Annotated in this window: 22 protein-coding genes and 2 tRNA genes; 12 read left to right on the forward strand and 12 right to left on the reverse strand. The window is 43.0% G+C overall.

From position 1 onward, the window contains the following. Window positions 1–72: 72 nt before the first annotated feature. The 3 genes from G509_RS23030 to G509_RS22570 all read right to left on the reverse strand — a co-directional run bounded on the left by G509_RS23030 (window position 73) and on the right by G509_RS22570 (window position 4,150). Window positions 73–648 carry a T9SS type A sorting domain-containing protein gene (locus tag G509_RS23030; protein WP_051200382.1) on the reverse strand — a complete coding sequence of 192 codons (576 nt, stop codon included), beginning with the start codon at window positions 646–648 and terminating at the stop codon, window positions 73–75. 323 nt (window positions 649–971) lie between these two features. Next, on the reverse strand, window positions 972–1,934 hold the full coding sequence (locus G509_RS0119125; protein ID WP_026993010.1) for an ion channel: 963 nt from the start codon (window positions 1,932–1,934) through the stop codon (window positions 972–974). Between the two features lie 137 nt (window positions 1,935–2,071). Beyond that, window positions 2,072–4,150, reverse strand: coding sequence for a CotH kinase family protein (locus tag G509_RS22570; RefSeq protein ID WP_051200383.1), 2,079 nt, complete (start codon window positions 4,148–4,150; stop codon window positions 2,072–2,074). A 203-nt stretch (window positions 4,151–4,353) separates the two neighbouring features. On the opposite strand from G509_RS22570, the gene G509_RS0119135 reads away from it, so the two are divergent. Both G509_RS0119135 and G509_RS0119140 read left to right on the forward strand, forming a co-directional pair. Further along, on the forward strand, window positions 4,354–6,345 hold the full coding sequence (locus G509_RS0119135; protein WP_026993011.1) for a S9 family peptidase: 1,992 nt from the start codon (window positions 4,354–4,356) through the stop codon (window positions 6,343–6,345). A gap of 101 nt (window positions 6,346–6,446) precedes the next feature. Continuing rightward, window positions 6,447–6,914: a glycosyl-4,4'-diaponeurosporenoate acyltransferase CrtO family protein gene (locus G509_RS0119140; RefSeq protein ID WP_026993012.1), complete on the forward strand. Its 468-nt coding sequence runs from the start codon at window positions 6,447–6,449 to the stop codon at window positions 6,912–6,914. 115 nt (window positions 6,915–7,029) lie between these two features. Here G509_RS0119140 and carB read toward each other — a convergent pair whose 3' ends face one another. Together carB and rpmH are read right to left on the reverse strand one after the other, a co-directional pair. After that, window positions 7,030–9,882, reverse strand: coding sequence for a carbamoyl-phosphate synthase large subunit (gene carB / locus G509_RS0119145; RefSeq protein ID WP_026993013.1), 2,853 nt, complete (start codon window positions 9,880–9,882; stop codon window positions 7,030–7,032). Between the two features lie 176 nt (window positions 9,883–10,058). Continuing rightward, entirely contained in the window at window positions 10,059–10,220 is a 162-nt protein-coding gene (rpmH, locus tag G509_RS23195) for a 50S ribosomal protein L34 (RefSeq protein ID WP_008464848.1), read from the reverse strand. A 174-nt stretch (window positions 10,221–10,394) separates the two neighbouring features. Here rpmH and G509_RS0119160 point away from each other — a divergent pair, with 174 nt between their 5' ends. The 7 genes from G509_RS0119160 to G509_RS0119195 all read left to right on the forward strand — a co-directional run bounded on the left by G509_RS0119160 (window position 10,395) and on the right by G509_RS0119195 (window position 16,378). Next, window positions 10,395–10,910, forward strand: coding sequence for a tetratricopeptide repeat protein (locus tag G509_RS0119160; protein ID WP_026993014.1), 516 nt, complete (start codon window positions 10,395–10,397; stop codon window positions 10,908–10,910). A gap of 120 nt (window positions 10,911–11,030) precedes the next feature. Continuing rightward, complete coding sequence (locus G509_RS0119165; RefSeq protein WP_026993015.1) at window positions 11,031–11,294, forward strand: hypothetical protein; 264 nt, start codon at window positions 11,031–11,033, stop codon at window positions 11,292–11,294. Between the two features lie 423 nt (window positions 11,295–11,717). After that, window positions 11,718–12,830 carry a glycoside hydrolase family 16 protein gene (locus G509_RS22575; protein ID WP_051200384.1) on the forward strand — a complete coding sequence of 371 codons (1,113 nt, stop codon included), beginning with the start codon at window positions 11,718–11,720 and terminating at the stop codon, window positions 12,828–12,830. A gap of 95 nt (window positions 12,831–12,925) precedes the next feature. Further along, a complete protein-coding gene (locus G509_RS0119175) occupies window positions 12,926–13,534 on the forward strand; it encodes a hypothetical protein (RefSeq protein ID WP_026993016.1) in 609 nt (202 codons plus the stop codon). Between the two features lie 290 nt (window positions 13,535–13,824). After that, on the forward strand, window positions 13,825–14,163 hold the full coding sequence (locus tag G509_RS0119185) for a phosphotyrosine protein phosphatase (RefSeq protein WP_026993018.1): 339 nt from the start codon (window positions 13,825–13,827) through the stop codon (window positions 14,161–14,163). Window positions 14,164–14,329: 166 nt separating this feature from the next. After that, complete coding sequence (locus tag G509_RS0119190; protein ID WP_026993019.1) at window positions 14,330–15,166, forward strand: T9SS type A sorting domain-containing protein; 837 nt, start codon at window positions 14,330–14,332, stop codon at window positions 15,164–15,166. Window positions 15,167–15,331: 165 nt separating this feature from the next. Then, window positions 15,332–16,378 carry an endonuclease/exonuclease/phosphatase family protein gene (locus tag G509_RS0119195; RefSeq protein ID WP_026993020.1) on the forward strand — a complete coding sequence of 349 codons (1,047 nt, stop codon included), beginning with the start codon at window positions 15,332–15,334 and terminating at the stop codon, window positions 16,376–16,378. A gap of 102 nt (window positions 16,379–16,480) precedes the next feature. On the opposite strand, the gene G509_RS0119200 is transcribed toward G509_RS0119195, so the two are convergent. The 7 genes from G509_RS0119200 to proS all read right to left on the reverse strand — a co-directional run bounded on the left by G509_RS0119200 (window position 16,481) and on the right by proS (window position 20,686). Further along, window positions 16,481–16,861, reverse strand: a complete 381-nt coding sequence (locus tag G509_RS0119200; RefSeq protein WP_026993021.1) for a hypothetical protein — start codon at window positions 16,859–16,861, stop codon at window positions 16,481–16,483. Window positions 16,862–16,974: 113 nt separating this feature from the next. Then, window positions 16,975–17,325, reverse strand: coding sequence for a hypothetical protein (locus tag G509_RS0119205; RefSeq protein ID WP_131450730.1), 351 nt, complete (start codon window positions 17,323–17,325; stop codon window positions 16,975–16,977). A 56-nt stretch (window positions 17,326–17,381) separates the two neighbouring features. After that, window positions 17,382–17,711 carry a hypothetical protein gene (locus G509_RS0119210; RefSeq protein WP_026993023.1) on the reverse strand — a complete coding sequence of 110 codons (330 nt, stop codon included), beginning with the start codon at window positions 17,709–17,711 and terminating at the stop codon, window positions 17,382–17,384. Window positions 17,712–18,646: 935 nt separating this feature from the next. After that, window positions 18,647–18,901, reverse strand: coding sequence for a 30S ribosomal protein S20 (rpsT, locus tag G509_RS0119215; protein ID WP_026993024.1), 255 nt, complete (start codon window positions 18,899–18,901; stop codon window positions 18,647–18,649). Window positions 18,902–18,940: 39 nt separating this feature from the next. Next, window positions 18,941–19,012: transfer RNA gene (locus tag G509_RS0119220), tRNA-Glu, on the reverse strand. A 45-nt stretch (window positions 19,013–19,057) separates the two neighbouring features. Continuing rightward, window positions 19,058–19,129, reverse strand: a tRNA-Glu gene (locus G509_RS0119225). Between the two features lie 81 nt (window positions 19,130–19,210). Beyond that, window positions 19,211–20,686, reverse strand: a complete 1,476-nt coding sequence (gene proS, locus G509_RS0119230) for a proline--tRNA ligase (RefSeq protein ID WP_026993025.1) — start codon at window positions 20,684–20,686, stop codon at window positions 19,211–19,213. 99 nt (window positions 20,687–20,785) lie between these two features. Between proS and G509_RS23665 the strand changes: the two genes are divergently transcribed. The 3 genes from G509_RS23665 to rimO all read left to right on the forward strand — a co-directional run bounded on the left by G509_RS23665 (window position 20,786) and on the right by rimO (window position 25,728). Beyond that, window positions 20,786–21,901 (forward strand): hypothetical protein, encoded by a 1,116-nt coding sequence (locus G509_RS23665; RefSeq protein ID WP_026993026.1) that lies wholly within the window; start codon window positions 20,786–20,788, stop codon window positions 21,899–21,901. 74 nt (window positions 21,902–21,975) lie between these two features. Next, a complete protein-coding gene (locus G509_RS0119240) occupies window positions 21,976–23,475 on the forward strand; it encodes an OmpP1/FadL family transporter (protein ID WP_026993027.1) in 1,500 nt (499 codons plus the stop codon). A gap of 924 nt (window positions 23,476–24,399) precedes the next feature. Beyond that, a complete protein-coding gene (gene rimO, locus G509_RS0119245; RefSeq protein ID WP_026993028.1) occupies window positions 24,400–25,728 on the forward strand; it encodes a 30S ribosomal protein S12 methylthiotransferase RimO in 1,329 nt (442 codons plus the stop codon). Window positions 25,729–25,761: the final 33 nt, after the last annotated feature.

The raw sequence follows: 25,761 nt of genomic DNA on the forward strand, positions 1-25,761 counted from the left end.
CCAATATTCACAAACACAAAAGCCCCGCTATATTACCTATAGACGGGGCTTTCTACTTAAAAACCTTACTTATTATTTTTTAACCAGGGTTATATTTTTAGACTGGCTGCCGCTAAATACCTTTACAAGGTACGTGCCTTCGGTATAGCCCTGCAGGTATACTTTTACGGTGTTTGTAGTAGTTGCGGTGTCCGATAATTGCCTTCCGGCGATGTCGTATACAACTACCCTGTCTATGGTGTTTTTACCGTTAATGGTAACCACATCGGTTGCCGGGTTAGGAAAGTAGTCAAAGTCAAGGGCAGTAACATCATCAACCGCTAAAAGGGGTTGTGTAGTAATGGTACCGGCCATCATTGGGTGTATAGCACAGGCATAATCAGTACTGCCCACTACGGTAAAGGTATGGCTGTACTCCTGGTTAGCACCGGTAAGCTGGGCACTGGCAAAAGTTTCGGCACCGCCCGATGCGCTTGTAACGGTGTGTGGCAGGGTGTCATCCCACGTCCATTTTACAATATCGCCGGCATTAACCGTCATAGAAGCCTGGCTTTCACTCACGCCCATAAACCACGATATAACATGGGTGGTTTGAGCACTCAAAGCTACAGAGGCAAATAAGGCAGTGCATAGTAATAGTTTTTTCATGATAGTGTTGTTTAAATTGTATACTTGTTTTAGTAATAATACTACAAAGTACACGCTATTTAAAGTAGCACTACATGCCTATTTAGAATCTACCCGTTTACGGTTTAGTATATAGGGGTTTCTATTTAGTATTCGATATTTTAGTTGGGGGTTGCGAGTTTGGAGTTATGAGTTGCGAGTTTGGAGTTGGGGTCTGGAGTTGCCAGTTGCCAAGTTGCGAATTAAAAACAATAGGAGAGAATATAGATAACTTACACGACCTTTTATAACTCATAACCTATAACTCCAAACCCATAACTCACAACCCACAACCCAAAACCTATTTATATTACCACTTCCTTAAAGCTATTCAGCCTGCCCAAATGCAGAATGGTTTTGGTTTTATCGGGGCTCTCGGTATACATCATATCGAATTTTGCGCCGTACACCACCTCATCAAAAGTGTAGGATGTACTGGCGGCTACCGTGGCGCTAAACAAATCGTCAAACGCTTTTATGTACACAATAACCTCGCCTTCGGCACCCATAAAATCCTGTTTGGTAAAGCCAAAAAACGGACTCTCCTCGGTAATGGCGTGCACCAGTGTCCAGCTTAACGAAAGGGTTGTTATTTTTTCTATTTCCAGCGGAAGCACATAAAATTTATTAACCATATTGCCGGCATCATCTTTAATAGTCATGCCCAGGGTCATGCGGGCTTCGGCATCTATAAGCGTGTTATTTTTAAAGGGCGCCATGCGCAGCATAAGCCCCATACCGCCACGGTAAGGCGCTATTAAAGCATTGTGCGAAAATTTAAGAAACGCCTTTGGCCGGCTAAACCGTCCGTAAAATAAACCCGTGGCAATGGCAAAGCTCAGCAGGCCGGTAAGGGCTTCGGCGGCAGCCAGGGCGCTCGTGGCAAAACCGCTGGGGCTAATATGCCCGTAACCCACGGTTGTAAACGTTTGGGCACTAAAAAAGTAAGCCTTGCCAAACCGCAACCATTCAGATCCGCCTGCTTCAATCCCGCTAAGGTATTCTACACCAATGGCATAATACAGCACGGCAAACACAAAGTTAATGCCCATATAAAAGGCCAGCAGCAGGCCTAAAAACTTATAGCCCGGCATGTTGAGCATGGTGTGGTACCAGCTAATGCGGCTAAAAAAGGTAAGGCCGCGCTTTTCTATATTAGCCGACCCGTCTTTATTAATAAAACGCCCGCCATAGCTGGAGGCGCTGGTACCAAAACCGGTGGTTTCGCTGGCTTTGGCTTTGGTATTGATCTTCTTTAAAAAATCCATTGTTAGGGGAGATTGGTGCAACAAATGTAGCAAAAGGGCACTTATAATTTACAGGCAGTATTACGGCTTAAATTGGCAAAAAAAAATCCGGAGAGGCACTACAGCCCATCCGGATTTATTATTGAACACTATTCTAATTAATTTTTAATGATCTTTTGGGTTACGCTACCTTTAGTACCGGCCACTTTTACAAAATAAATGCCCTGCGCATAGCCACTTAAGTCAACTTTTAAAGTAGTGGTTTCGGCTGTAGCCGATTGTAATAGCTTACCGTATATATCGTACACCTCGATGTTTTTAAGCACATCGTTAGCCTGGATGGTAAGTATATTACTAACCGGGTTAGGATACATCACGATAGTCGCTGCTGTAGCACTTTGGGTTGCAACCGATAGATCGCCATCCTGATAGGCCGCCCAGCTGCCCGGCAGGCTGTTGTCTGAGTTTTCATCAACCAGTATAAGGTAAGCACCACTGCCATCGGCATCCGGCCACGGGGCGCTGTCGCTGTATTCTACGGCATCTATAATATTGCCCCAGCCATCGGCCAAAACAAGAGCCTGGCTGCTGTTAGACAAATTGCGCTGAAACTGCCCAAATGCCGTAACGCCGTACTTGGCCTCAAAAACATCGGGGTTACTGGCAATTTGTATTTTTTGCAGTGGCGCTATGGTAGCATCTGCCGGAAACTGGTACGATACGCCCAGCTCCCTTAAATACACTCCCGTAAGGTTAACAGTAGTAGTACCTATGTTTTTAATTTCGATAAACTCCTGGTCGTCAGATTCCGGAAACTCGTCCGACTCCGCAGGGTTGTAATTGATCTTGGTTATAACCAGTGGTGGAACCTCGATGTTATCACAGGCGCTGTAGCTGCCAATGTGTGCGTCTATCCAGCTTATGCGCTCCTGTAGCCACGATTTTAGGTTGGCAATTTCCTGAGCATGGTTGGGTACAGTGCCCCATGTTTGCTGTTCGCGCACGGTAGCATCGGCAATAAGCGCAACCGTTGTATCTATAAATTCTTCAAGCTTATCATAGCTAAGCGGCTGGCCATCGGCAGTAACTTCATTCCACCTTCTGGAAAAATAGCATTTAAAGGTAGGGTTATCAAACAGGTCGGTCCAAAATTTAGGGCCTTCGTTGCCGCCATCGCTAAACTGCCATACATCGGTATGGCTGCGGTCTAAACCATATGCAAACAGATCGTTACCGTAAGTAAGGTTAAAATCCCAGATGGGGCCCGCGCGCAGTTTGCCGCCTTTATCTTTATGAAAAAACGTACTTATCTGGTAGCCATCGGCGTTAGACGAAATCTCGTTCATAACAAAAAAATCTACAAACGTAGGGATATCTATAACTGATGGGAAACCCGTACTTAAATTGGTGTTATTAGTATGCGCTTTGCTTGCCAACGCTAAAAACTGATTGTGTATGTAGGTGTTTTGCGCCGGGGTAACATCTTCGGGCTTAGGCAATTCGTGTATAAAATCGGTTGTTCCTGCATACGATGGCATAACCCAAGCCACAGGGTCGCCGCCTGTAGTTTTATCGGCTTTGGTAATATAGCCGCCTGTAAGGGCCATACCGGCATCGGCATCTTCGTCTATCGCCTCAATATTAATGCGGTTGGTATCGTCTTTAAGCTTTTCCTGCAGCACGTACAGGCCCTTGTATTCGCCATTTAGCACCATTTCGCAATACTGGGTGCGCACCGTATAATAGCCAATAGCGCGCGAAAGGTTGTAGGTAAGGTGATCGCGCATAAGCGATGGGTCGAACGCCAGGCCGTTAAGTATCCAGTCGTTTTGTTTAGGCATACCCATAATGCTTACCTTTTTTTTGGTGCTGTCATTATCTTCGTAGGTTGTCCAGCCGTATTGTTTTTTAGGTAAATCCTGCGATGTAGAGCCGCGCAATTCTATCTTAATGCGCCCTTCATAATCTAAAAAATCTTCGGTATCCTGGTCGGTTACAAAATTAGTAGAGCCGTCTTCATGGTAAATAATCTTCATACTGGCCGGCACTTTAGGGTCATCCGGTATTACGGTTGGCTGCCCGGTATTGGGGTCAATATCGGTATTAATAATAACAATAGGCAGGTTGCTTTGGGTAAAGTTAACCTGGCAATAGGCTGCGGCCTGCAAAAAAAGCAGGGCTGCAAGCAACATTTTTTTAGAGCATAAAGCGCTAAGGGTTAGTAGTTTTGGTTTCATGTTAAAGGTTACGTGTTTGGGCAAATGTAATATTAATTTGGTATCGGCCAATACTTTTATTTAACATTACTGTAACATTTTATTAAAATTGCCGACATATTAGCAGTACCCTGATAAGAACAATGCATTTTGTAAAATTACTTTTACTAATATTTTCTATATTTGGGTACAATCTTATAATCATCAAATCAATTAACAACAAAATGAACAAACTGTTAGCAACCATTGTGGCATGTAGCGCCGTTAGCCTTGCAGGCGCGCAGACTGCCAAAGAAACCCTGCCCGGCAACCCGGCGCTGGTATCGTCTAAAGAAGACCTGGCTAAGCTTGCTGCCGCCGAAACCGGTACCTACAAATACTCTGTAGCCGATTATTTTAAAAAACCATCGCAAAGCTCGTTTCAGTTTTCGCCTAACGGGCAGTACCTGTCGTACAAAGAGCGCGATGCTAATGGCAAGAGCCACGTGTATGTAAAAAACACTACCAATAACGATGTTAAAAAGGTTATTGAAGAAAAAGACGAGCTTATTCGCGGCTATGCATGGGCCGGTAATGCCCGCCTTATTTTTATGCAGGATAAGGGTGGCGATGAGAACTTTCACATCAACGCGGTAGACCTGGATGGCAGCAACAAAAAAGACCTTACCCCTTTTGATGGTGTTAAGGCCAATATTTTGAAGCTATTAAAAGATCAGCCCGATTTTATGATCGTGCTTATGAATAAGGACAACAAAGAAATTTTTGAGCCGTATAAAGTAAATATTAAAACCGGCGAATTGGTTAAGCTGTACGAAAATAAAGATGCTGCCAACCCTATTGGCGGTTACGATTTTGATAAAGACGGTAAGCTGCGCGGCTACACCCAGCAACAAAACGGTACCGATAATGTATTGTTTTACCGCACTGCAGATGACAAACCGTTTGTACAGGTTATGAAAACCACGTGGAAAGACGATTTTTCGATTATTGATTTCGACTATACCACGCCTAACCCGCACGATGCGTATGTGCTTACCAACCTGGAAAACAACACCCGCGAGATTATTTTATACGACCTTGAGAAAAAGAAAACCATTAAAAAGGTGTACGCTAACTCCACGTTTGACGTTGGCGGACTGGTAACATCGCGCAAAAGGGGCTACGAGGTAGATTACTATTTTTACAGCGGCCAGAAAGATTTTACCATACCCGTAAGTGCTACCTATAAAAAGGTCCATGCCCAGATGCAAAAGCAATTTGGCGATAAAGATTTTGGCATTGCCGGCGTTACCGATAATGAGGATAAATGCCTGGTGTATGTTACCAGCGATAAGCTGTATGGCACCTATTATTTATATGATATTACCAAAGGCACCTTTAAAGAGCTGTTTAACCTTGCGCCACAGCTTAAGGAAGAAGATATGGCCGAAATGCGCCCTATTAAATTCAAGTCGAGGGATGGTTTAGACCTTTACGGATACCTTACCATACCTAAAGAGGCTTCTAAATCTAAGAAAGTTCCGTTGATTATTAATCCGCATGGCGGGCCTTACGGGCCAAGAGACAGTTGGGGCTTTAACCCCGAAACGCAATTGTTTGCCAGCAGGGGCTATGCCACTTTGCAGGTAGATTACCGTGGCTCCGGTGGTTATGGCAAGGAGTTTTCTATGGCAGGCAACAAACAAATTGGCCGCAATATGCTTAACGACCTCGAAGATGGTGTTGCCTACGCTAAAACGCTTGGCTTAATTAAAGAAGATAAAGTGGCTATTTACGGCGGCAGCTACGGTGGCCTTGCTACCCTTGGCAGCCTTGTAAAAACGCCTGATTTATACACTTGCGGTATCGACTACGTTGGGGTTTCTAACCTGTTTACGTTCTTTAAATCGTTCCCACCGTACTGGAAACCGTACCTGGCACAGGTGTATGAGCAGTGGTATGACGAGAACAGCCCTGCCGACCAGGAGATTATGAAGGCGGTATCTCCGGCACTGAATATCGATAAGATGAAGAAACCGCTGTTTGTGGTTCAGGGTGCTAACGACCCAAGGGTTAACATTAACGAAAGCGACCAGATTGTTGAAAGCCTTAGAAAAAAAGGCATGGACACCCCATACATGGTTAAGTATGACGAAGGCCACGGCTTTGGCCGCGAAGAGAACCGCATTGAGCTGTACAAATGCATGATGGGCTTTTTTGCAAGGCATCTTAAATAAGATATAGATCATTTATAAATTTCAAAGCCCTGCAATTGTGGGGCTTTGTTTTGCCCAATTTTTAGATTTAGCTATATTTACCTTTTTATAAACCACTGATTATGACTCTTGCCTCTGTATTCGGATCTATAACTATTGCCTTTGGTTTTGCCGTTGTGGGCCTGCTTATTAATTATATTTTAATGAACCTGCCGTTTTACCATAGGCTGTCGCACCTTAATTTTGTAAAAAGTGATAAGGCCAATAAATATTTGGGAGTGCTTTATTTCAGGCAGATGCTTATAACCAGCTTTTGGAGGCACTTTAATCCTAAAATTAAAATTACCGGGAGGGCTACGCGAGACGAACTGCTTAACCTTAGAAAAGAAATGACCTACGCCGAAATTAGTCACCTTGTTGCGTTTATATGCGTACTGGCTGTAGCTGCCTTTGCCTACCGTTATAAGCCGCATAACATGGCCGTAGTACCGCTATTGATAAGCAATGTGCTATTCCATTTTTATCCGGCGCTGGTACAGCAGTACAACAAACGCAGGCTGGATGTGCTGCTAACGCGAATTAAAAAGTAATATCAAAACCCGATATAAACAACAAAAGCCCTCGATTGAGGGCTTTTGGTTATAATAAATATTGCTTTGCAATCCATATTTAGATGTTGCGGTGCAACGCCTCTACCGGATAATGTTACCTGCTCAGGTACATTTTACGGCGTGAGTACAGTTCGTAAAACTGGTCGTCTTTAAGGTCGTCTATAAAGAGGATGCTCTCTCCGGTTGATTTCATTTCCGGTCCAAGTTTTTTATTCACTCCAGGGAATTTGCTGAAAGAGAATACCGGCTGCTTGATAGCAAAGCCTTTAAGCTGCGGGTTAAAAGTAAAGTCTTTTACTTTTTTAGCGCCCAGCATAACTTTGGTAGCGTAGTTTACATACGGCTCGCCATACGCTTTGGCAATAAATGGCACCGTGCGGCTTGCGCGTGGGTTAGCCTCTATTATGTAAACAATATCGTCTTTAATGGCAAACTGTATGTTTATAAGGCCTACCGTTTTTAGCGCCAGCGCTATTTTTTTGGTGTGGTCTTTAATTTGCTGCATTACAAACTCGCCTAAGTTAAACGGTGGCAAGGTAGCGTTACTATCGCCGCTGTGTACACCACAAGGCTCTATGTGCTCCATGATGCCTATAATGTAAACATCTTCGCCATCGCAAATGGCATCGGCTTCAGCCTCTATGGCACCATCTAAGTAATGGTCTAAAAGCAGCTTGTTGCCCGGTATGCTTTTAAGCAGGTCGATAACGTGCTCTTCAAGTTCCTGTTTGTTGATAACGATCTTCATACCCTGGCCACCCAGTACGTACGATGGGCGCACCAATAGCGGGAAGTCCAGCGTTTCGGCAAGCTTGCTCGCTTCATCAGCGCTTTCGGCTATACCAAATTGTGGGAAAGGAATGCCAAGCTCGGTAAGCAGTTCAGAAAAACGGCCCCTGTCTTCGGCAAGATCCAGCGCATCAAAGCTGGTACCTAATATTTTAATGCCATAACGGTCCAGCTTTTCGGCCAGCTTAAGGGCAGTCTGCCCACCCAACTGAACTATTACACCTTCCGGTTTTTCATGGCGGATAATATCGTATATATGCTCCCAGAACACCGGCTCAAAGTACAGCTTATCGGCCGTATCAAAATCGGTTGATACTGTTTCCGGGTTACAGTTAATCATAATAGTTTCGTAACCACACTCAGACGCGGCAAGAACACCGTGCACACAAGAGTAGTCAAACTCAATACCCTGGCCAATTCGGTTAGGGCCAGAGCCCAGTACCACCACTTTTTTCCTGTCAGATACTATACTTTCGTTATGTACATATCGGCTACCGTCTGCCCTTTCAATTTCGGCTTCAAAAGTAGAATAGTAGTAAGGTGTTTTAGCCTCAAACTCGGCTGCGCAGGTATCAACCAGCTTATAAACGCGCTTAACGCCCATTTCTTCGCGCTTGTTGTACACTTCGCTTTCAAGGCAACCCATCATGTGGGCAATTTGCCTGTCGGCAAAGCCTTTTTGCTTAGCCTCAAGTAAAAGTTCTTTAGGCAGTGTGTCTATCTTAAAGTTAGAAACCTCTCTTTCAAGGCTGTAAAGCTCCTCATATTGTTTAAGGAACCACATATCTATCTTAGTAATTTCGTGGATGCGGCTTAACGGAATGCCCATTTGTATGGCATCATAAATTACAAACACACGATCCCAGCTTGCGTGGGTAAGTTTGTCTATAATTTGCTCGTAGTTTGTGTAGCCTTTACCATCGGCACCAAGCCCGTTACGCTTAATTTCGAGCGATTGTGTAGCCTTGTGCAGCGCCTCCTGGAACGAGCGCCCAATGCCCATAACCTCGCCTACCGATTTCATCTGAAGGCCTAACGTTCTGTCAGCCCCTTCAAACTTGTCAAAGTTCCAGCGTGGTATTTTTACGATAACATAGTCTAACGTAGGCTCAAATAAGGCCGATGTAGATTTTGTTATCTGGTTTTGAAGCTCGTCTAAGTTATAGCCTAATGCCAGTTTAGAGGCAATTTTTGCAATTGGGTACCCCGTAGCTTTAGAGGCCAGGGCCGATGAACGCGACACACGAGGGTTAATCTCGATGGCCACGATATCTTCTTTCTCATCGGGGCTTACCGCAAACTGAACGTTGCAGCCACCGGCAAAGTTACCAATGCTGCGCATCATCAGGATGGCCATATCCCTCATTTTCTGGAAGGTAGTATCGCTAAGCGTCATTGCAGGCGCTACAGTAATACTGTCTCCGGTGTGGATGCCCATTGGGTCCATATTTTCGATAGAGCAAATAATTACCACGTTATCATTCTGGTCGCGCAGTAGCTCTAATTCGTATTCTTTCCAGCCTAAAAGGGCTTTATCTATAAGCACCTCGTGTATAGGCGACATTTCTAATCCGTAGGTTAGCAGGTCGTCAAAATCTTCTTTGCGGTGTACAAAAGCGGCCCCTGTACCCCCTAAGGTAAATGACGGACGTATAACCAGCGGGAAACCAAACTCCTGCGCTATCTCTTTACCTTTAAGAAAAGAGTTAGCCGTTTTAGCCGGTGCTGCCGGTATGCCTATACGCTCAAGCAATTGTTTAAACTGCTCCCTGTCTTCGGTAATATTAATGGCATTAACATCTACACCAATCAGCCTTACGTTAAAGTCGCTCCAAATACCTTTTTCCTCGGCCTCAAGGCAAAGGTTAAGCGCCGTCTGGCCACCCATGGTAGGCAGTACAGCATCTATATTTGGGTGTGCTTTAAGTATTTCTATGATCGACTTTGTGGTAAGCGGCTTCAGGTACACATGATCGGCCATTGATGGGTCGGTCATAATAGTAGCAGGATTAGAGTTTATCAGGATAACCTCTATACCTTCTTCTCTGATAGAGCGCGCAGACTGAGAGCCGGCATAATCAAATTCGCAGGCCTGGCCAATAACGATAGGGCCTGAGCCGATGATTAAAACAGATTTGATGGAAGTGTCTTTAGGCATTTTTTTGTATTGTAGTTGTGTTTAAAATTCCCTGCGGGGCGACGGTGCAAATTTACTCTTTATTTTTCAAAAAAATCCCCCTTTTTCCGGTAGTTACGGAAGGGGGTTTTTTGTTGGGTATAAAAAAAGGCGTTACTAAAAATAAGTAACACCTTTATATATGTTTAATATAAACATTATTTTTTATGTCTTGGCTCAGAAGAAACAGTTAACTTATGTCTTCCTTTAGCTCTTCTGCGAGCAAGCACTTTTCTTCCGTTGGCAGAAGCCATCCTGTCCATAAAACCGTGCTTATTTCTTCTTTTTCTTTTCGATGGTTGAAACGTTCTCTTACTCATTGCTTTGTATCTTTAAATCTTGTGTTGAAATATCTTTATCTTAGGAATAAGGATATAGCTACCCTAAAACCGAGTGCAAATATACAAACCTTTTTTTTTTGCACAAGTACTTTTTAAAAAAATATTTTTTATTGGAATTTACTACCTTTGCAGCCGTAAAATTATATAAACCTTATGTTTAATAAAAACCTTAAGCTGGTTCTTACCGCTTTAACCGTTATAACAGCCGTATGGCAGTTTACAGAGAGTAATATTGGCAACGGCATTTTCTTATTATTGCTGGCCGGTATGTTTGTTTTACTGTATTTTAAAAACGAAATTATTATCCTGGCCTTCTTAAAATTAAGAAAACAGGATTTTGAAGGCGCCAACAAATGGCTGGATAAAATAAAAGACCCGCACACGGCCCTTGTGCCTAAGCAGGAAGGCTACTATAACTACCTTAAAGGCCTTATGCTAAGCCAGACCAACCTTAAGGAAGCCGAAAAGCACCTTAAAAAAGCAGTTGCCCTTGGCCTTAATATGGACCAAGATATGGCTATGGCCAAACTTAACCTTGCCGGTATTGCCATTACAAAACGCCGTAAGATAGAAGCCACAGGCTTACTTGCAGAGGTTAAAAAACTGGACAAGCAAAACATGCTGAAAGACCAGGTTACGATGATGAAACAGCAGTTAAAGAGAATATAACTTCTCTTGTACCTTATATATGAAATCGCCTGATGAGGGCGGTTTTTTTTGTTTTAAATGATTATATTTGAGAGTAATAATAAAATCACATCTTAATCTGAAACAAAAACATTAATTGTTATGATATCATATAACGAACTCCTGATTAAAACTGCCTCTACTTTTCTTCAGTCATATATGATTGAAAACAATATATCTTCATTAACTGCGGATCAATGTGCCGAACTATTAAATGAGAACGGAATTTTATCTAATAAAATTGGACCTAAGCCCGGCTTTAATTTTAGACAAATGTTGAGAGATGGTAGGGATGGAAAAATTATTAAGATAGATGGAGTTTCACAGTTAAAACCAAATTCCAGATGGTCAATACATAAAATATAAGACACAATGAACATATACAAAATCCCGTCTATTATAATCGACAAAAGTTTGGAAGAATATAAAACGAAACCACTTTTTCAGGATAAATTAGACAAGGCAAATGCAACCTTAAAAAAAACGGGGTTGCCTAAAATAAAATAACAATCTAAACTACCCACGCGGTGGTTTTTTTATGCCTGCTCCGCAACCAGTCCTGAAAAGGTAGCATATACACCACGTTTTAGTAATACGCCACATCTTCAGGCATCCTTACCTCCCAACCTTCCTTTAGTGTAAAAAACACACTATTACTTCCCACCATATCAAACACATAAAATTTCGAAACCGATATAGTAAAACCAAAATTTAGCTATATTTGCGTATCCATTTTTTATAAAAAAAACTTTTCCAGATCCAATTATTCTAACCCAAATTCGCATTTTTATGAAACGTATTTTTAGTGCATTTTTTATGCTCGCAGTGCTTGCGGGCTGCGGCAGCGACGATTCTGCTACCGCCAATGAGCCTGTTGTTATATTCCCCGAGCCACAACCCGACCCCGAAACTCCACCTGCTGTGCTTGTGCCTGTAATTACCCAATACCAGGGCTATACCCTGCTGTGGAACGACGAGTTTGAAGGCACCGCCTTAGACCCTACAAAATGGGTGTACGAAACCGGTACCGGTGTTAACGGCGATTTTGGTACCGGCCAGCTTGACCGCGCCACCGACAGGCCGGAGAATGTAAGCTTTTTAGCCCCTACCGCTACTACCGAGGGTGCCCTTGCCATTACTACCCGAAAAGAAACCTATATGGACCGCAATTATACCAGCGGACGCATTAATACCAACACTAAATTTTCGGCCGGGCCGGGCACGCGTATCGAGGCGCGCATTTGGGCGCGCGATGTAAAATACAAGGGCCAGGGCTTTGCCTTCTGGATGATGCCTGCCGAAAAACCTGCCGACCAGCCTTATATTATGTGGCCACAGGGCGGCGAAATTGATGTTATGGAATATGTGGGCGCCATACCCTATGCCAACCTTGGCAGCGTGCACTATGCCTGGTTTTGGGAGAACAACCAGTTTCAGAGCTGGAACCACGGCCACATGGGCGCTTACTACAATTATGCCGAACAGCAAAAACCCAACACCGACCCTCAGTTTGGCGGATGGCCGGTGGCAGATAATACACCTAATACAGGATCTGGCGGTTATCATTTATACAGGATCGACTGGTACATGGACCGTATTGAGTTTAGTATAGACGAGCATGTGTATCATATTAATTACATGAACGATGGCGCTGCCCTGGGCAACACCCCCGATGGCGAGGATGCTAAGAGCACCGTTAGCATTAACGGCAAGAACGTAATGAAATCAGAGTACACTAACCATTTTAACGAATGGAAACCTTTTGAGCATAAATTTTACTTTATACTTTCGGCGGGTGTGGGCGGTAATGATACTTACAGCTATGGCGGTGCCATTGTACCCAGTGCGGTTTTTCCGTGCACTACGCTGGTAGACTACATAAGGGTGTATAACCGAAACTAATTATCTGAATATTTACAGCAAAGCCACCCCACAAGGGTGGTTTTTGTTTTTAGGTTACGGTTATTTGGGTATATTTGATAACTAAGAATCCTATAATGAGAATCATTATTCTATTGCTATTACTTATTTCAGGTTTTAACCTGAGATCGCAAGAGCTTACTAAAGCTACGAGAACACAGAGCACTTTATCTTTTAGCCATGTTGGCGATTCCATCATAAAGTTAATCAATCCTCAAAATTCGGTAATTATTAAAACTCCGGAAAATTACCGCGAATTTTACATCACTAAAGTCGACAATAATTATAGCGGATATCTTATTAAAAATTTGGAGAATGATATGTTGCCAAAAATTGAAAGCACACAACCTATGCTCACAGAAATCTTTACTTTTGACGCTGATGTAATCTACCAAAATCTTTTAAAAAAGAACCTGAACTACATTATACAACTTACAGAAGATGAAATTCAGAAAAAAAACGATAAGGCAAAACAAAAAAGTAAAAAGCACTATCTAAGTTACAGCCTTCCAAAGGCATCTCACGATGCTATGGTAACCATCATCATAAATGGACCACAATCCAAATCAGCCACCTATAGATGGGTATTGATAGATGCGGAGGATTTACATCATGTATCTGCATTAAAAATCTTTTACGACGTACAACAATATTTGGCTGTTACTTTTAAAGAAGCATATAAATAGACTTAGATGAACAGCGACAACCAATTACTTATTTTAGTATTCGTTATTTTTTGGGCAACTTTGTTTTGGCTCGTATCAAAAAGTAAAAATAAAAAAGTGGTGCTGTTTATAAATGGGGGTGCTAATTTGGTTTACACCTCTTACTTTGTGTATGGGCTTATTTATCAGTCAGACGGTGGCGGTTCTATAATGTACTGGTTCTATATACTACTTTTTAATATAGTACACTGGTTTATACTCTTTGCAATTGCCTCCTACTTATACATCGCATCTTCAAAAAATAAGAATACATGAGCCGGAAAATTCTATTTGTGTGTTCGGCTAATAAGCAGCGTTCTAAAACCGGCGAAGATTATTTTAACGGCCTTTACCCCCACCTGCATTTTAAATCGTGTGGCACCAACATTAAACTGTGTGAAAAAGAAGGCACCAACCCCATTACCGAAGATCTTTTAAGCTGGGCCGATATTATTTTTGTGATGGAAAGCAGCCATTCTAAAACGGTAAAACAATACACTGCAAACAAGCACGGTGGCAAAATAGTGGTGCTCAATATACCCGATAAATTCAAATACTACCAAAAAGAACTTATTGCCGTATTGTCTCATAAAATAAAAGACTATCTGTAACCATCCTTAAAATTAGATAACTTATCCGATTAAACCACTCTCCTAAAAAGATTGCATTAAATCGAAATCCATAAGTAAACACGGGTTTTTCATAATCTGCTTTTTGTTAGTAATTTATAGTTTTGGCTATAGAAATTACTGATAGAAATCTTAAAACGATACGATTATGAAAAAGAAAACTCCTTTACTATTGCTTTTTATTATGGCCCCTTTATTTACCGGCTTTGCACAATGCGCTAACCCAAATAACGTATTAACGTTTACACACAACGGCAAAAGCTACGAGATTATTAAAGAGGCTAAAACCTGGGCAGATGCTGCCGCCTGCGCTGTTGCACGCGGTGGCTACCTGGCCGAGATTGGTACCGCTTACGAACAAAACGCCATAAACATACAACTGCAGCTTGCCAATTTAACAATGGCAGCAACTGTTGCGCCCGATGGCGGCGGAGCATCGTACGTTTGGATTGGCGGCAATGATATGGCCAGCGAAGGTGCCTGGGTATGGAACGGCAATAACGATGCTGTTGCCAACCAGTTTTGGCAGGGCACGGCAAGCGGGCAGGCCGTAGATGGCCGTTACACCAACTGGGGCAACGAACCTGATAACTGGGGGCCAAACGGCGGGCAGGACGGCCTTGGCCTTGCCCTTACCAACTGGCCTTTGGGCACAAAAGGCAAGTGGAACGATGTAAACCTTTCAAACCAGTTGTTTTTTGTAGTAGAACATAACGGCATTCTTAGCACTAAAGACCAGGAGCTTACTACAGCAACGATGGTATATCCAAACCCTGCCGAAGATATGGTATACATACAGGGCAATACTTCTGCTTTAAGCACTATTACTTTTATAAATACTATAGGCCAGGCTATTAAAGTTTTTAGCCACAGCCAGATAACTAATAATTCGGTAAACATAACCACACTACTGCCGGGGGTTTACTTTATGCAAATGGATTTTGAGGGCGGCGAATCGTCTACCAAAAAAATTATAAAGAAATAGGGTTGGGAATTTTTTTTTGTGCAGAAGGCAGTCGGCGAAAGTTGGCTGCCTTTTTTTCTACCCACCGTAGTGTAATCTTTTAAGTATTTTATAACAGCAGCACCTTACATTAGCGTTTATCTTTGAGGTGTTTTTTAACACGTAATTCCCCACCCACGCTACTACATGATTATTTTTACTACGTTGCTCGCTATACTGCTCTTAATTTTTACGTTGCTGCCCCTAATAAAAAACGATTATTGGGTGTTCAGGGTGTTTGATTACCCCAGGCTGCAAAAATTTACCATGTCTTGCGTGAGCTTTTTTTTGCTCATAAACTACTTCAAACGAGATGATATTTTGCACTGGTGCCTAACTATTGCCATTGGTGCCAACATTATATACCTGGCGTATTTAATTGCGCCTTTTACCGTTTTTGGAAAAAAGCAGGTGCTGCGCGTTACAAAACACGTGGCCGACCAAAGCGTGAGCCTGATGATTGCCAACGTTTTTGAAGATAACACCAACTACAAAGGCTGCCTGGCCGAGATTAACAAAGCCAACCCCGATATTGTACTGCTATTGGAAACCAGCCACCGCTGGGATAACGAAACGGCCGAACTGAGTACTAAATATCCGTTTAGCGTAAAAGTACCTATAGACAACACGTACGGCATGCTACTATACTCTAAACTGGAACTGGCAGACTCTGAAATTAAGTTTTTGGTTGAAAAAGACATACCATCCATCCACACCAAAGTACTGTTAAAGAACGGGCAGCAGGTACAGCTCTACGCCGTGCACCCCACCCCGCCGGTACCCAACGAGAACCCCAGAAGTACCGAGCGCGATAAGGAGTTGCTATTGGTGGCCGACCTTGCTAAAGATAACAGCCTGCCGGTTATTGTTATTGGCGACCTTAATGATGTGGCCTGGAGCTACACTACAGAGTTGTTCCTTAAAATGAGTGGCCTGCTCGACCCGCGCCGTGGCAGGGGCTTTTTTAATTCGTTTCATGCGCACTACCCCATAATGCGGTTTCCGTTAGACCACGCGTTTATTTCGACCGACTTTAAGCTGAAAGAAATGAGGCGTTTAAACAACTTTGATTCCGATCACTTTCCCATCTATATTAACCTTCAGTACGAAGCCAAAGCCGTACACGAGCAGGAGTCTATGGAAGCCGATGCCGATGATATAGAACTTGCCGAAGAAAAGAAAGCAAAAATTTGATGGTTAGATTTTTAGATTATTGGATAATTAGATGTTACGCATTAATTTCAATATGTCAAAGAACGGAAGGAAATCAGGTTACACTATTAGGAAAATTAAAGTTTACGGCCCGCCACGGCAATGTTGTTGCGATGTGTTGGTATTAGGCATAATCCCAAATAATTCGTCAGCCGTAAGGCTACGTTTGCGGTTTGTGAAATTGATATTTACGCCCAAAACAGAAGAGTCTTTACACAGATAACTGCGCGCAGAGGCCTTCTTTGCTATTTTTTTAGGACGTATAAGGGCAGGAATCTGCGTAAGTATAGGTTCAGAAACAGGGCTTTCAGCAGGAATTGGGTCGGCTTTAGGATGCCGGGCTCTGGCAAGCGCAACAGGGTCGCCTAAAAAATAACCGAATTTAATATAAGTTCGTTGTTTATTTTGAGGCGTGCCACCCCCGGCAATTGCTTTTTTGGGCGTTGGCTTAAAATGGTTAAACATTTTAAAAGGTAACTAAGCAAATATGTAACGGGAAGTATTTATAGCTGCAAAATTACGCTGCTATTTTTAATGTAGTACTGAAAGGATTGTTTCAGTAAAGGGGCTGATGACTACTACTTAAAATGGTGCCACCAATTTCCACCAGACTCTCTGTCTACGGTTTCCTGAGATTCAAATCCTATATAAACTTCGCCAATAGCTTCCGCCGGATATTTATGTTCAATTAGTAAATTTCGTAACCGGCTATTTAGCTCTACATTATTTTGTAAGCTTTTCTTGTCTTCATCAGCACCTATACATATCCAAAACACCAGATACTTAGGATTTATCTCGTAAGCACCATAATGCATTACATCTACTTTACCACTAAAACTAAGCAAAGTAGTTTTCTCCATCTCAACCTTAATAGCTTCTATCTTGCCTTTAAGAGAATCCTTAGAACCGGAAATGTCGAATAATTTCATAATTAACAATTTTGGATTGTGGAATTTCAACCTATATAATTATAATCACACAAATTTTACCTCAAAAAGATCTCAATATCCTCTAAAGCATCCTTTATAGAAGATTGTAATCTTACGCTTGAAATTTTATTAAAATTTTCCATAATCTTGGCTTCATCTAAAGTTTTGTGTAGTCGGGCAATATCACCTAAACCTCGTATCGCAGCATTAGCTACCCAAAAATCAGGATGATCCGTATATTTCCAACATAAATCCTGTAGCCAGACCCAATCATCAATACCATTTACAGCCCCTACAATTGCCCTTACAATAGCATCGCTTGTACCTATACCCAATATATCTTCAACCTCTGCCTTACTCGAAAACTCCCAATTTTCGTATACCATTTACTTCTTTAGTTAATCTGCGCTATCGCAGCAGTTAGTATTAATTCCCTACGGGAAAATTAAAACCAGCCTTCTCTTTTTCTACCGAAATGTAATCCCTCCGGGATAAATCAAGCAATATCCCTCACTTTTGTATCAAATTATTTTCGCAATATAAGCTTAAACAATTTGTTATAACATCAAAATTATTCCCCAATAAGAAAGCTAAACCTCTACTATATCCCGTAGGGATTACATTTCGGTAGAAAAAATTTACACGATAAGATAGATTTCCCGTAGGGAATTAATATAGATGCGCTAAAAGTTTAAAGGCACGGATTACAAATCTGCGCTATCGCAGCAGTTAGTATTAATTCCCTACGGGAAAATTAAAACCAAGCCTTCTCTTTTTCTACCGAAATTTAATCCCTCCGGGATAAATCAAGCAATATCCCTCACTTTTGCATCAAATTATTTTCATAAATATAAGCTTAAACAATGTATTATCGCATTGAAATTATTTCCCTAACAGGAAAGCTAAACCTCTACTATATCCCGTAGGGATTACATTTCGGTAGAAAAAATTTACACGATAAGATAGATTTCCCGTAGGGAATTAATATAGATGCGCTAAAAGTTTAAAGGCACGGATTACAAATCTGCGCTATCGCAGAAGACGCACATGAGTCCCGGAGGGACGGCATATCTATAGCCAAATGATTTTGAAGGTATTTTTTGAGCTTAGGAGAAGCGGCATATAAATTAACATGCCGCTTCTCCGAAGTTTATTACGTTATAGTATGTATAGATATGTCGCTCCTCCTAATCAAGCCACGCCACAATAACCCATATAGCCTATAGCAACCTTATCTCATCATAATTCACACAACCAATATAAACAAAAAAAGCTCCCGTAATGGGAGCTTTCAAATATTGTACTTCGTGTATCTCTTGGATTAGTTAAGAGATGCTACGTGCCTTGTAAGTTTTGATTTAAGGTTTGAAGCCTTATTAGCGTGAATGATGTTTTTCTTAGCTAATTTATCGATCATAGAAATTACTGATGATAATTTTTCTGAAGCTTCAGATTTAACAGTAGCCACACGTATAGCTTTAATTGCATTACGGGTAGTTTTATGTTGGTATCTGTTTAAAACCCTTTTCTTTTCGCTTGTTCTTATTCTCTTTAAAGCTGACTTGTGATTTGCCATTTTTTCTTAACTTAAATAACTTTGTTAATGTTTTAATTGTAGTCCGTAGGGGAATCGAACCCCTGTTACCAGGATGAAAACCTGGCGTCCTAACCCCTAGACGAACGGACCGATTGCTCTTTAGCGCAGTAACCGGAATTACCATTCCTGCTTTTGTAGCCCGTGGGGGAATCGAACCCCCCTTACCAGGATGAAAACCTGGCGTCCTAACCGATAGACGAACGGGCCATTTTGTTTCTCTAATGCGGATGCAAATATACAACTGTTTTTTACTTCTGCAATAGCCCAAACAAAATTTTTTAAAAAAAATTAATATGCCTTAGCAAACAGTACCCTGCCCTGGCTTGGAGCACCAGTAAATACACAGGTTCCGGCCTCTTCTACCCTGTCTAAAGCAATGCACCTAATGGTTGCTTTTGTAAGCTCTTTAATCTTTTCTTCGGTGGCTGTTGTGCCATCCCAATGGGCTGATACAAAGCCGGTTTTATTGCTTAAAACGTCTTTAAATTCTTCGAAGGTATTTACCTCTGTAATGTGCGAATTTCTAAAATCGAGCGCCTTGGTAAACAAATTTTGCTGTATTTGCTCCAGCATATCCTGTATGTAGGTAACAATATCGGCACTAATTACGGTTTCTTTGGTAAGGGTATCGCGCCTTGCCACCTCAAAAGTACCATTAGCAAGGTCGTTTGGCCCTATAGCCACACGCAAAGGCACGCCTTTAAGCTCGTATTCGTTAAATTTAAAGCCCGGTTTGTGCGTATCCCTATCATCATACTTAACGCTTATGCCCAGCTTTCTTAAACGGGCCATTAGCTGCTTGGCTTCTACAGATATGGCATCAAACTGCTCGTCGCCTTTATAAATAGGCACAATAACCACCTGTATTGGCGCCAGGTTTGGCGGCAGCACAAGGCCGTTATCGTCAGAGTGCGTCATTACCAGCGCACCCATCAGTCGGGTAGATACACCCCACGAGGTTGCCCAAACGTAATCCTGCTTACCCTCTTTATTAGCAAACTTAACATCGAACGCCTTGGCAAAATTCTGACCCAAAAAGTGCGATGTACCCGCCTGCAGGGCTTTACCGTCCTGCATTAGCGCCTCGATACAATAGGTTTCTACCGCACCGGCAAAACGCTCGTTCTCGGTTTTAATACCTTTTATAACCGGTATAGCCATAAAGTTCTCGGCAAACTCGGCATACACGTTCACCATTTGTTCTGCCTCGGCAATAGCCTCGGTTTGCGTGGCGTGGGCGGTGTGCCCCTCCTGCCATAAAAACTCGGCAGTACGCAAAAACAGCCTGGTACGCATCTCCCAGCGCACTACGTTAGCCCATTGGTTAATAAGCAACGGCAGGTCGCGGTAGCTTTGTATCCAGCCTTTATAGGTATTCCATATAATCGTTTCAGATGTTGGACGCACTATAAGCTCTTCTTCCAGTTTGGCATCCGGGTCTACCTCAATGGTCTTGCCATCGGCAGCGGTGCGCAGCCTGTAATGAGTAACCACGGCACACTCTTTAGCAAAGCCATCTACGTGGCTGGCCTCTTTGCTAAAAAAAGACTTGGGTATAAACAGCGGAAAATAAGCATTTTGGTGGCCGGTTTCTTTAAACATCCTGTCTAATTCTGCCTGCATTTTTTCCCATATTGCGTAGCCGTACGGTTTGATAACCATACACCCTTTAACGGCCGAATTTTCGGCTAAATCTGCTTTTACAACCAGTTCATTATACCACTTGGAATAATCTTCAGATCGCTTTGTTAAATTCTTACTCATTGTAAATTATTGGCACAAAAATTGTTTAACTTTATTTGTATAAATAGTTTAGCAAAACTAACTATTTTTGTATGTTGAACAATAAAAAAATGCAGAGATATGAAAACTGAATACTTAAATATGCGCCGGGTTTCCTTCTTTTCTCTTTTGGGGTTACTTGGCATGGTAGCTGCATCGTGCAGTTCTTACCAAAATACGTCGGCTAACGATACCGATGGCATATACGGCACTGTGCCGAGAGATGCTAATAACCAGCCTGTATATAATTATAACGACGGTAACGTATCTCAATATAAAGATGGCGAAGTAACGGGCCAAAATAACGGCTATGCCACTTATTTTGAGTCGTTGCAGGACCAGTACCCTCCGGTGGTTACCGATGTAGATAATTATACCTCTAACGATAGTGTTTACAATGGAACCGACAGGCAGGGCGTAACATCTTACGGCGGCTGGGGCGAACAGACTGACGACGTTAACGTAAACATTTATGGCGGCAACTATGCCGGCTATGGTTACGGCGGCTGGGGTGGCTGGGGCTACCCTTACTACGGTTATGGCTGGGGCGGTTACCCTTATTACGGCGGCTACTATGGCGGCTGGGGTTGGGGCGGCGGCTGGGGCTTAGGTCTTGGCTGGGGCTGGGGCGGCGGTTACGGTTGGGGTGGCGGTTATGGCTGGGGTGGCTACTACGGTGGAGGTTATTATGGCGGAGGCTACTACGGCGGCAACCATTATGCCAACAACTACCCAAGACGTTCTGGCACCTACTATAACGGCGGCAGGGGCAGCAACACCGGCAGAAATGCCAACGTTAATAACGGAAGGTATGCTACCGGCGGCAGAAACGCTAACGGACGATACAGCACCGGCCGTGCTACAGTTAGCACTGCACGCTTTAACAGCAGCCGAAACAACTACAACAACAATGGACGTAGTGTAAACACGGTTAGAACAAGGGGCAATGCGCCACAATATAATAACAGTGGCTCTACCAGAAGCTCGTACAGCAACTCATCAAGAAGCAACTCTGGCAGTGCACCTTCAAGAAGCTACACGCCATCAAGCTCTCCTTCAAGAAGCAGCAGCCCAAGCTACAGCGCACCATCAAGAAGCAGTAGCAGCGGCGGAAGCTTTGGCGGAGGCAGGTCTTCCGGCGGCGGCGGGGGCGGTGGTTCTCGTGGCGGCGGCGGAGGCGGCGGACGCAGAGGATAATAAATATACCGGTTCCATGTTATTATTAAACATAACAGCATGGAACCTTTTTTTTACACTACAATAAATAACCTATGAAAAAATATTTATTTACCGCTGCCGCAGTTCTGGCAGCAGCCACAACCTACGCACAGCAGGATATTAATACGGCTGCCGATGCTGTTAGGTATTCTATGGGAAACATTACCGGTACTGCGCGCTTTAGGGCTATGGCCGGGGCGTTTGGCGCCGTGGGCGGAGACCCATCTGCCATGATGGTAAACCCTGCCGGGTCGGCAATATTTGTATATAACTCGGGTACGGCTTCTGCAACCAGCTATAATACCAGCAACAGTGCCAACTATTTTGGAACAGGGGTTAAAAAGAACGACAACTCTTTCGACCTTAACCAACTGGGGGCTGTTTTTGTTTTTAATAATGCGAGGGAAGATGCTACGATGCAAAAATTTACCCTTGGCTTTAATTATGAAAACACCAGTAGTTTTGATAATAACATCCGCATTGCGGGCGTTAACCCTAACAATTCGATCGATAAATACTTTTTACGCTATGCCAACGGCATTGGCAACGAGGGCGCTATACCTTTAGGCACGTTGCAAAATGGCTATTTTGGCGATTTGAATTATATAGACCAACAGGCCTACCTGGGCTACAATGCTTATGTTTTTAACCCGTCTACATCTAACGGGCAAACAACCTATGTATCTAACGTGCCGTCTAACGGTAACTATTACCAGGACAGCTACATAAATACATCGGGCTATAACGGTAAAATTGCCCTTAACTTTGCTGCCCAGCTTGTAAAAAGGCTGTATTTGGGTGCTAATATTAATGTGCATTTTACAGATTACGTAAACAACACCAGCTTTTACGAAGACACGAATAACAATGGTGCCGAAGGGCTGCGCTCTTTACAGTTTGATACCGAAAGGTATACCTACGGCGGTGGCGTATCGTTCGATTTAGGTGCTATTGTAAAGGTTACAGAGCAGTTTAGGGCCGGCCTTGCTTACCAAAGCCCAACGTGGCTAAGGCTACAGGACGATGTTACCCAACGCGTTATTGCCAACAACGGTGGCGGCACGTTTGTAACCGACCCGGGCATTACCTTTACTTTTGACGATTACACTATTAAATCGCCTTCTAAATGGACGGGCAGCCTTGCCTATGTATTTGGCAAACACGGCCTTTTAAGTGTAGACTACGCTGTTAAAGATTATACCAACACCCAATACACCGGCTCTAAATACAGTGCGCTTAATGCCGAGCTTAAAAGCACTATGCAAACGGCCAGCGAGGTGCGTATTGGTGGCGAATACCGTATTAAACAATTTAGCTTAAGGGGCGGTTACCGCTACGAGCAGAGTCCGTATAAAAATGAGACCACTATTGGCAACCTTAACGGGTTTTCGGGCGGGTTTGGCATTAATTTTGGAGGATCAAGAATAGACCTTGCCTACGCATGGTACCAGCGCAAGGCCGATGTTGCCCTTGTTACCCCCGGCCTTACCGATGCCGCAAGGGTAAAAAGCACCAACAATAACCTTACGTTATCTTATACTTTGGATTTATAGTTTTCATCTTGCTATATTTAAGTGGAAGAGCCATCCTGTTACACACCGGGTGGCTTTTTCTGTTTATCTCTATTCTTTTGTCTTGAAACAAAAGAATCAAAAATTCAAGGCTCCAAACCCCTTATGCTACAAAATATAAACGCCGGCTAAACGATTTGAACTCGCTGCCGCTCAAACACCAAATCGTTTTTAACGCCTCGGCTTATATTTTGTTTAACGCAACGGCGTTTAAGGCCTTAGCTTCACTCCGCTGTGCTTACTCTTGCAGTATAACGCTCTCTACCGTTTTGCCTACATTGTTTTTTCTGTTTAAGCAGATTATAGATGTGAGATTATAGATGTGAGATAATAGATGATAGACGTGAGATAATAGACGTGAGATAACAGACACTGAAAAGACATAACATTAACATACCGTCTTTGCGAGGAGGCACGACGAAGCAATCTGTTACACCTACTTATCTACTACGTAAATTTCAACAAAAATAGATTGCTTCGTCGTGCCTCCTCGCAAAGACGGTATGTGAAGAGGGGACATACAATACCTGTTTATTTTTGCGTAATACAATAATCTTAGTCATTTTAAAATTTCCAGTGGGATTGCCGCGGTCGTGCCTCCCTCGCAAAGACGTTGCGTGAAAAAGAAGCACGCACTATATCTCGTGTACGTCTTTAAAGGGAGGCACGATGAAGCAATCTGTTGCACCAACTTATCTACTACCTAATTCAACAAAAATAGATTGCTTCGTCGTGCCTCCTCGCAAAGACGGTACGTGAAGAAAGTAACGTACAGCAAAAAACCTATCTAATTCAACTCAAAACCGTAAACTTTAAACCCTAAACCGGCAACGGTACATATTTTAACTACCAAGTGCGCTATAACTGTTAATAAATGCTTAATTTTGCACTCCAATTTTCAACTACATGAGAACCAAATCGATAAAGAAAAATAAGATCAATGTAATTACGCTGGGATGTTCTAAGAACGTGTACGACAGCGAAGTGCTTATGGGCCAGCTCCGCGCAAGCGGTAAAGATGTTGCCCACGAGGCTCCTGCGCACGAAGAAGGAAACATTATTGTTATTAATACCTGCGGATTTATTGACAATGCCAAGGAAGAGTCGGTTAACATGATACTTAATTATGTAGACAAGAAAGAACAGGGCCTTGTAGACAAGGTTTTTGTTACCGGATGTTTATCTGAGCGTTACAAACCGGACCTTCAGAAAGAAATTCCTAACGTAGACCAGTATTTTGGTACTACAGAGCTGCCGGGCCTTTTAAAAGCCCTTGGGGCCGATTACAGGCACGAGCTTTTGGGCGAACGCCTTACCACTACCCCTAAAAACTTTGCCTACCTTAAAATTGCCGAAGGCTGCGACCGCCCATGCAGTTTTTGCGCCATACCGCTTATGCGTGGCAAACACGTTTCTCAGCCTATAGAAAAACTGGTTAAAGAAGCACAGGGCCTTGCTAAAAACGGCGTTAAAGAGCTTATACTTATTGCTCAGGACCTTACCTATTATGGCTTAGACCTGTATAAAAAACGCAACCTTGCAGAGTTGTTGGAGGGCCTTGCTGCCGTAGAAGGCATAGAGTGGATTCGCCTTCACTATGCGTTTCCTACCGGTTTCCCGATGGATGTGCTGGAATTAATGAGGCGCGAACCTAAAATTTGCAACTACCTTGATATTCCGCTACAGCATATATCTGATAAAATATTAAAATCGATGCGCCGTGGTACTACACAGGCTAAAACCACCAAGCTTTTAAAAGAGTTTCGTGAGGCCGTACCGGGCATGACCATACGTACTACCCTGATTACAGGCTACCCGGGCGAGACCGAAGAAGATTTCCAGATTATGAAAGACTGGGTGCAGGAAATGCGTTTTGAGCGCCTTGGCTGCTTTACCTATTCGCATGAAGAAAACACCCACGCTTACCTGTTAGAAGACGATGTGCCTGCCGATGTTAAGCAGCAGCGTGCTAACGAGATCATGGAGATACAGTCGCAAATTTCGTGGGAACTGAACCAGGAGAAGATAGGTAAGACTTTCCGTTGCATTATCGACCGTAAAGAGGGCAGCCATTTTGTAGGCCGTACCGAGTTTGACAGCCCCGATGTTGATAACGAGGTACTTATTGATGCCAGCATTGCCTACCTTAAAACCGGCGAGTTTGTAAACATTACCATTACCGATGCTACCGAGTTTGACCTTTATGGCATACCGGCAGTAGTATCTGAAAATTAAAATATAAGGCTAAAGGTTATTAATCTTTAGCTT

Source organism: Flavobacterium subsaxonicum WB 4.1-42 = DSM 21790 (genome assembly GCF_000422725.1).
GTDB lineage: Bacteria > Bacteroidota > Bacteroidia > Flavobacteriales > Flavobacteriaceae > Flavobacterium > Flavobacterium subsaxonicum.

Bases quoted from the DNA above. Each gene is read 5' to 3' on its own strand.
- G509_RS23030 (WP_051200382.1), bottom strand. From the start codon at position 648: ATGAAAAAACTATTACTATGCACTGCCTTATTTGCCTCTGTAGCTTTG.
- G509_RS0119160 (WP_026993014.1), top strand. From the start codon at position 10,395: ATGTTTAATAAAAACCTTAAGCTGGTTCTTACCGCTTTAACCGTTATA.
- G509_RS0119195 (WP_026993020.1), top strand. From the start codon at position 15,332: ATGATTATTTTTACTACGTTGCTCGCTATACTGCTCTTAATTTTTACG.
- G509_RS22575 (WP_051200384.1), top strand. From the start codon at position 11,718: ATGAAACGTATTTTTAGTGCATTTTTTATGCTCGCAGTGCTTGCGGGC.
- G509_RS0119200 (WP_026993021.1), bottom strand. From the start codon at position 16,861: ATGTTTAACCATTTTAAGCCAACGCCCAAAAAAGCAATTGCCGGGGGT.
- G509_RS0119175 (WP_026993016.1), top strand. From the start codon at position 12,926: ATGAGAATCATTATTCTATTGCTATTACTTATTTCAGGTTTTAACCTG.
- G509_RS0119210 (WP_026993023.1), bottom strand. From the start codon at position 17,711: ATGGTATACGAAAATTGGGAGTTTTCGAGTAAGGCAGAGGTTGAAGAT.
- G509_RS0119135 (WP_026993011.1), top strand. From the start codon at position 4,354: ATGAACAAACTGTTAGCAACCATTGTGGCATGTAGCGCCGTTAGCCTT.
- rimO (WP_026993028.1), top strand. From the start codon at position 24,400: ATGAGAACCAAATCGATAAAGAAAAATAAGATCAATGTAATTACGCTG.
- proS (WP_026993025.1), bottom strand. From the start codon at position 20,686: ATGAGTAAGAATTTAACAAAGCGATCTGAAGATTATTCCAAGTGGTAT.
- G509_RS0119205 (WP_131450730.1), bottom strand. From the start codon at position 17,325: ATGAAATTATTCGACATTTCCGGTTCTAAGGATTCTCTTAAAGGCAAG.
- rpmH (WP_008464848.1), bottom strand. From the start codon at position 10,220: ATGAGTAAGAGAACGTTTCAACCATCGAAAAGAAAAAGAAGAAATAAG.
- rpsT (WP_026993024.1), bottom strand. From the start codon at position 18,901: ATGGCAAATCACAAGTCAGCTTTAAAGAGAATAAGAACAAGCGAAAAG.
- G509_RS22570 (WP_051200383.1), bottom strand. From the start codon at position 4,150: ATGAAACCAAAACTACTAACCCTTAGCGCTTTATGCTCTAAAAAAATG.
- G509_RS0119240 (WP_026993027.1), top strand. From the start codon at position 21,976: ATGAAAAAATATTTATTTACCGCTGCCGCAGTTCTGGCAGCAGCCACA.
- G509_RS0119140 (WP_026993012.1), top strand. From the start codon at position 6,447: ATGACTCTTGCCTCTGTATTCGGATCTATAACTATTGCCTTTGGTTTT.
- G509_RS0119125 (WP_026993010.1), bottom strand. From the start codon at position 1,934: ATGGATTTTTTAAAGAAGATCAATACCAAAGCCAAAGCCAGCGAAACC.
- G509_RS0119190 (WP_026993019.1), top strand. From the start codon at position 14,330: ATGAAAAAGAAAACTCCTTTACTATTGCTTTTTATTATGGCCCCTTTA.
- carB (WP_026993013.1), bottom strand. From the start codon at position 9,882: ATGCCTAAAGACACTTCCATCAAATCTGTTTTAATCATCGGCTCAGGC.
- G509_RS0119165 (WP_026993015.1), top strand. From the start codon at position 11,031: ATGATATCATATAACGAACTCCTGATTAAAACTGCCTCTACTTTTCTT.
- G509_RS0119185 (WP_026993018.1), top strand. From the start codon at position 13,825: ATGAGCCGGAAAATTCTATTTGTGTGTTCGGCTAATAAGCAGCGTTCT.
- G509_RS23665 (WP_026993026.1), top strand. From the start codon at position 20,786: ATGAAAACTGAATACTTAAATATGCGCCGGGTTTCCTTCTTTTCTCTT.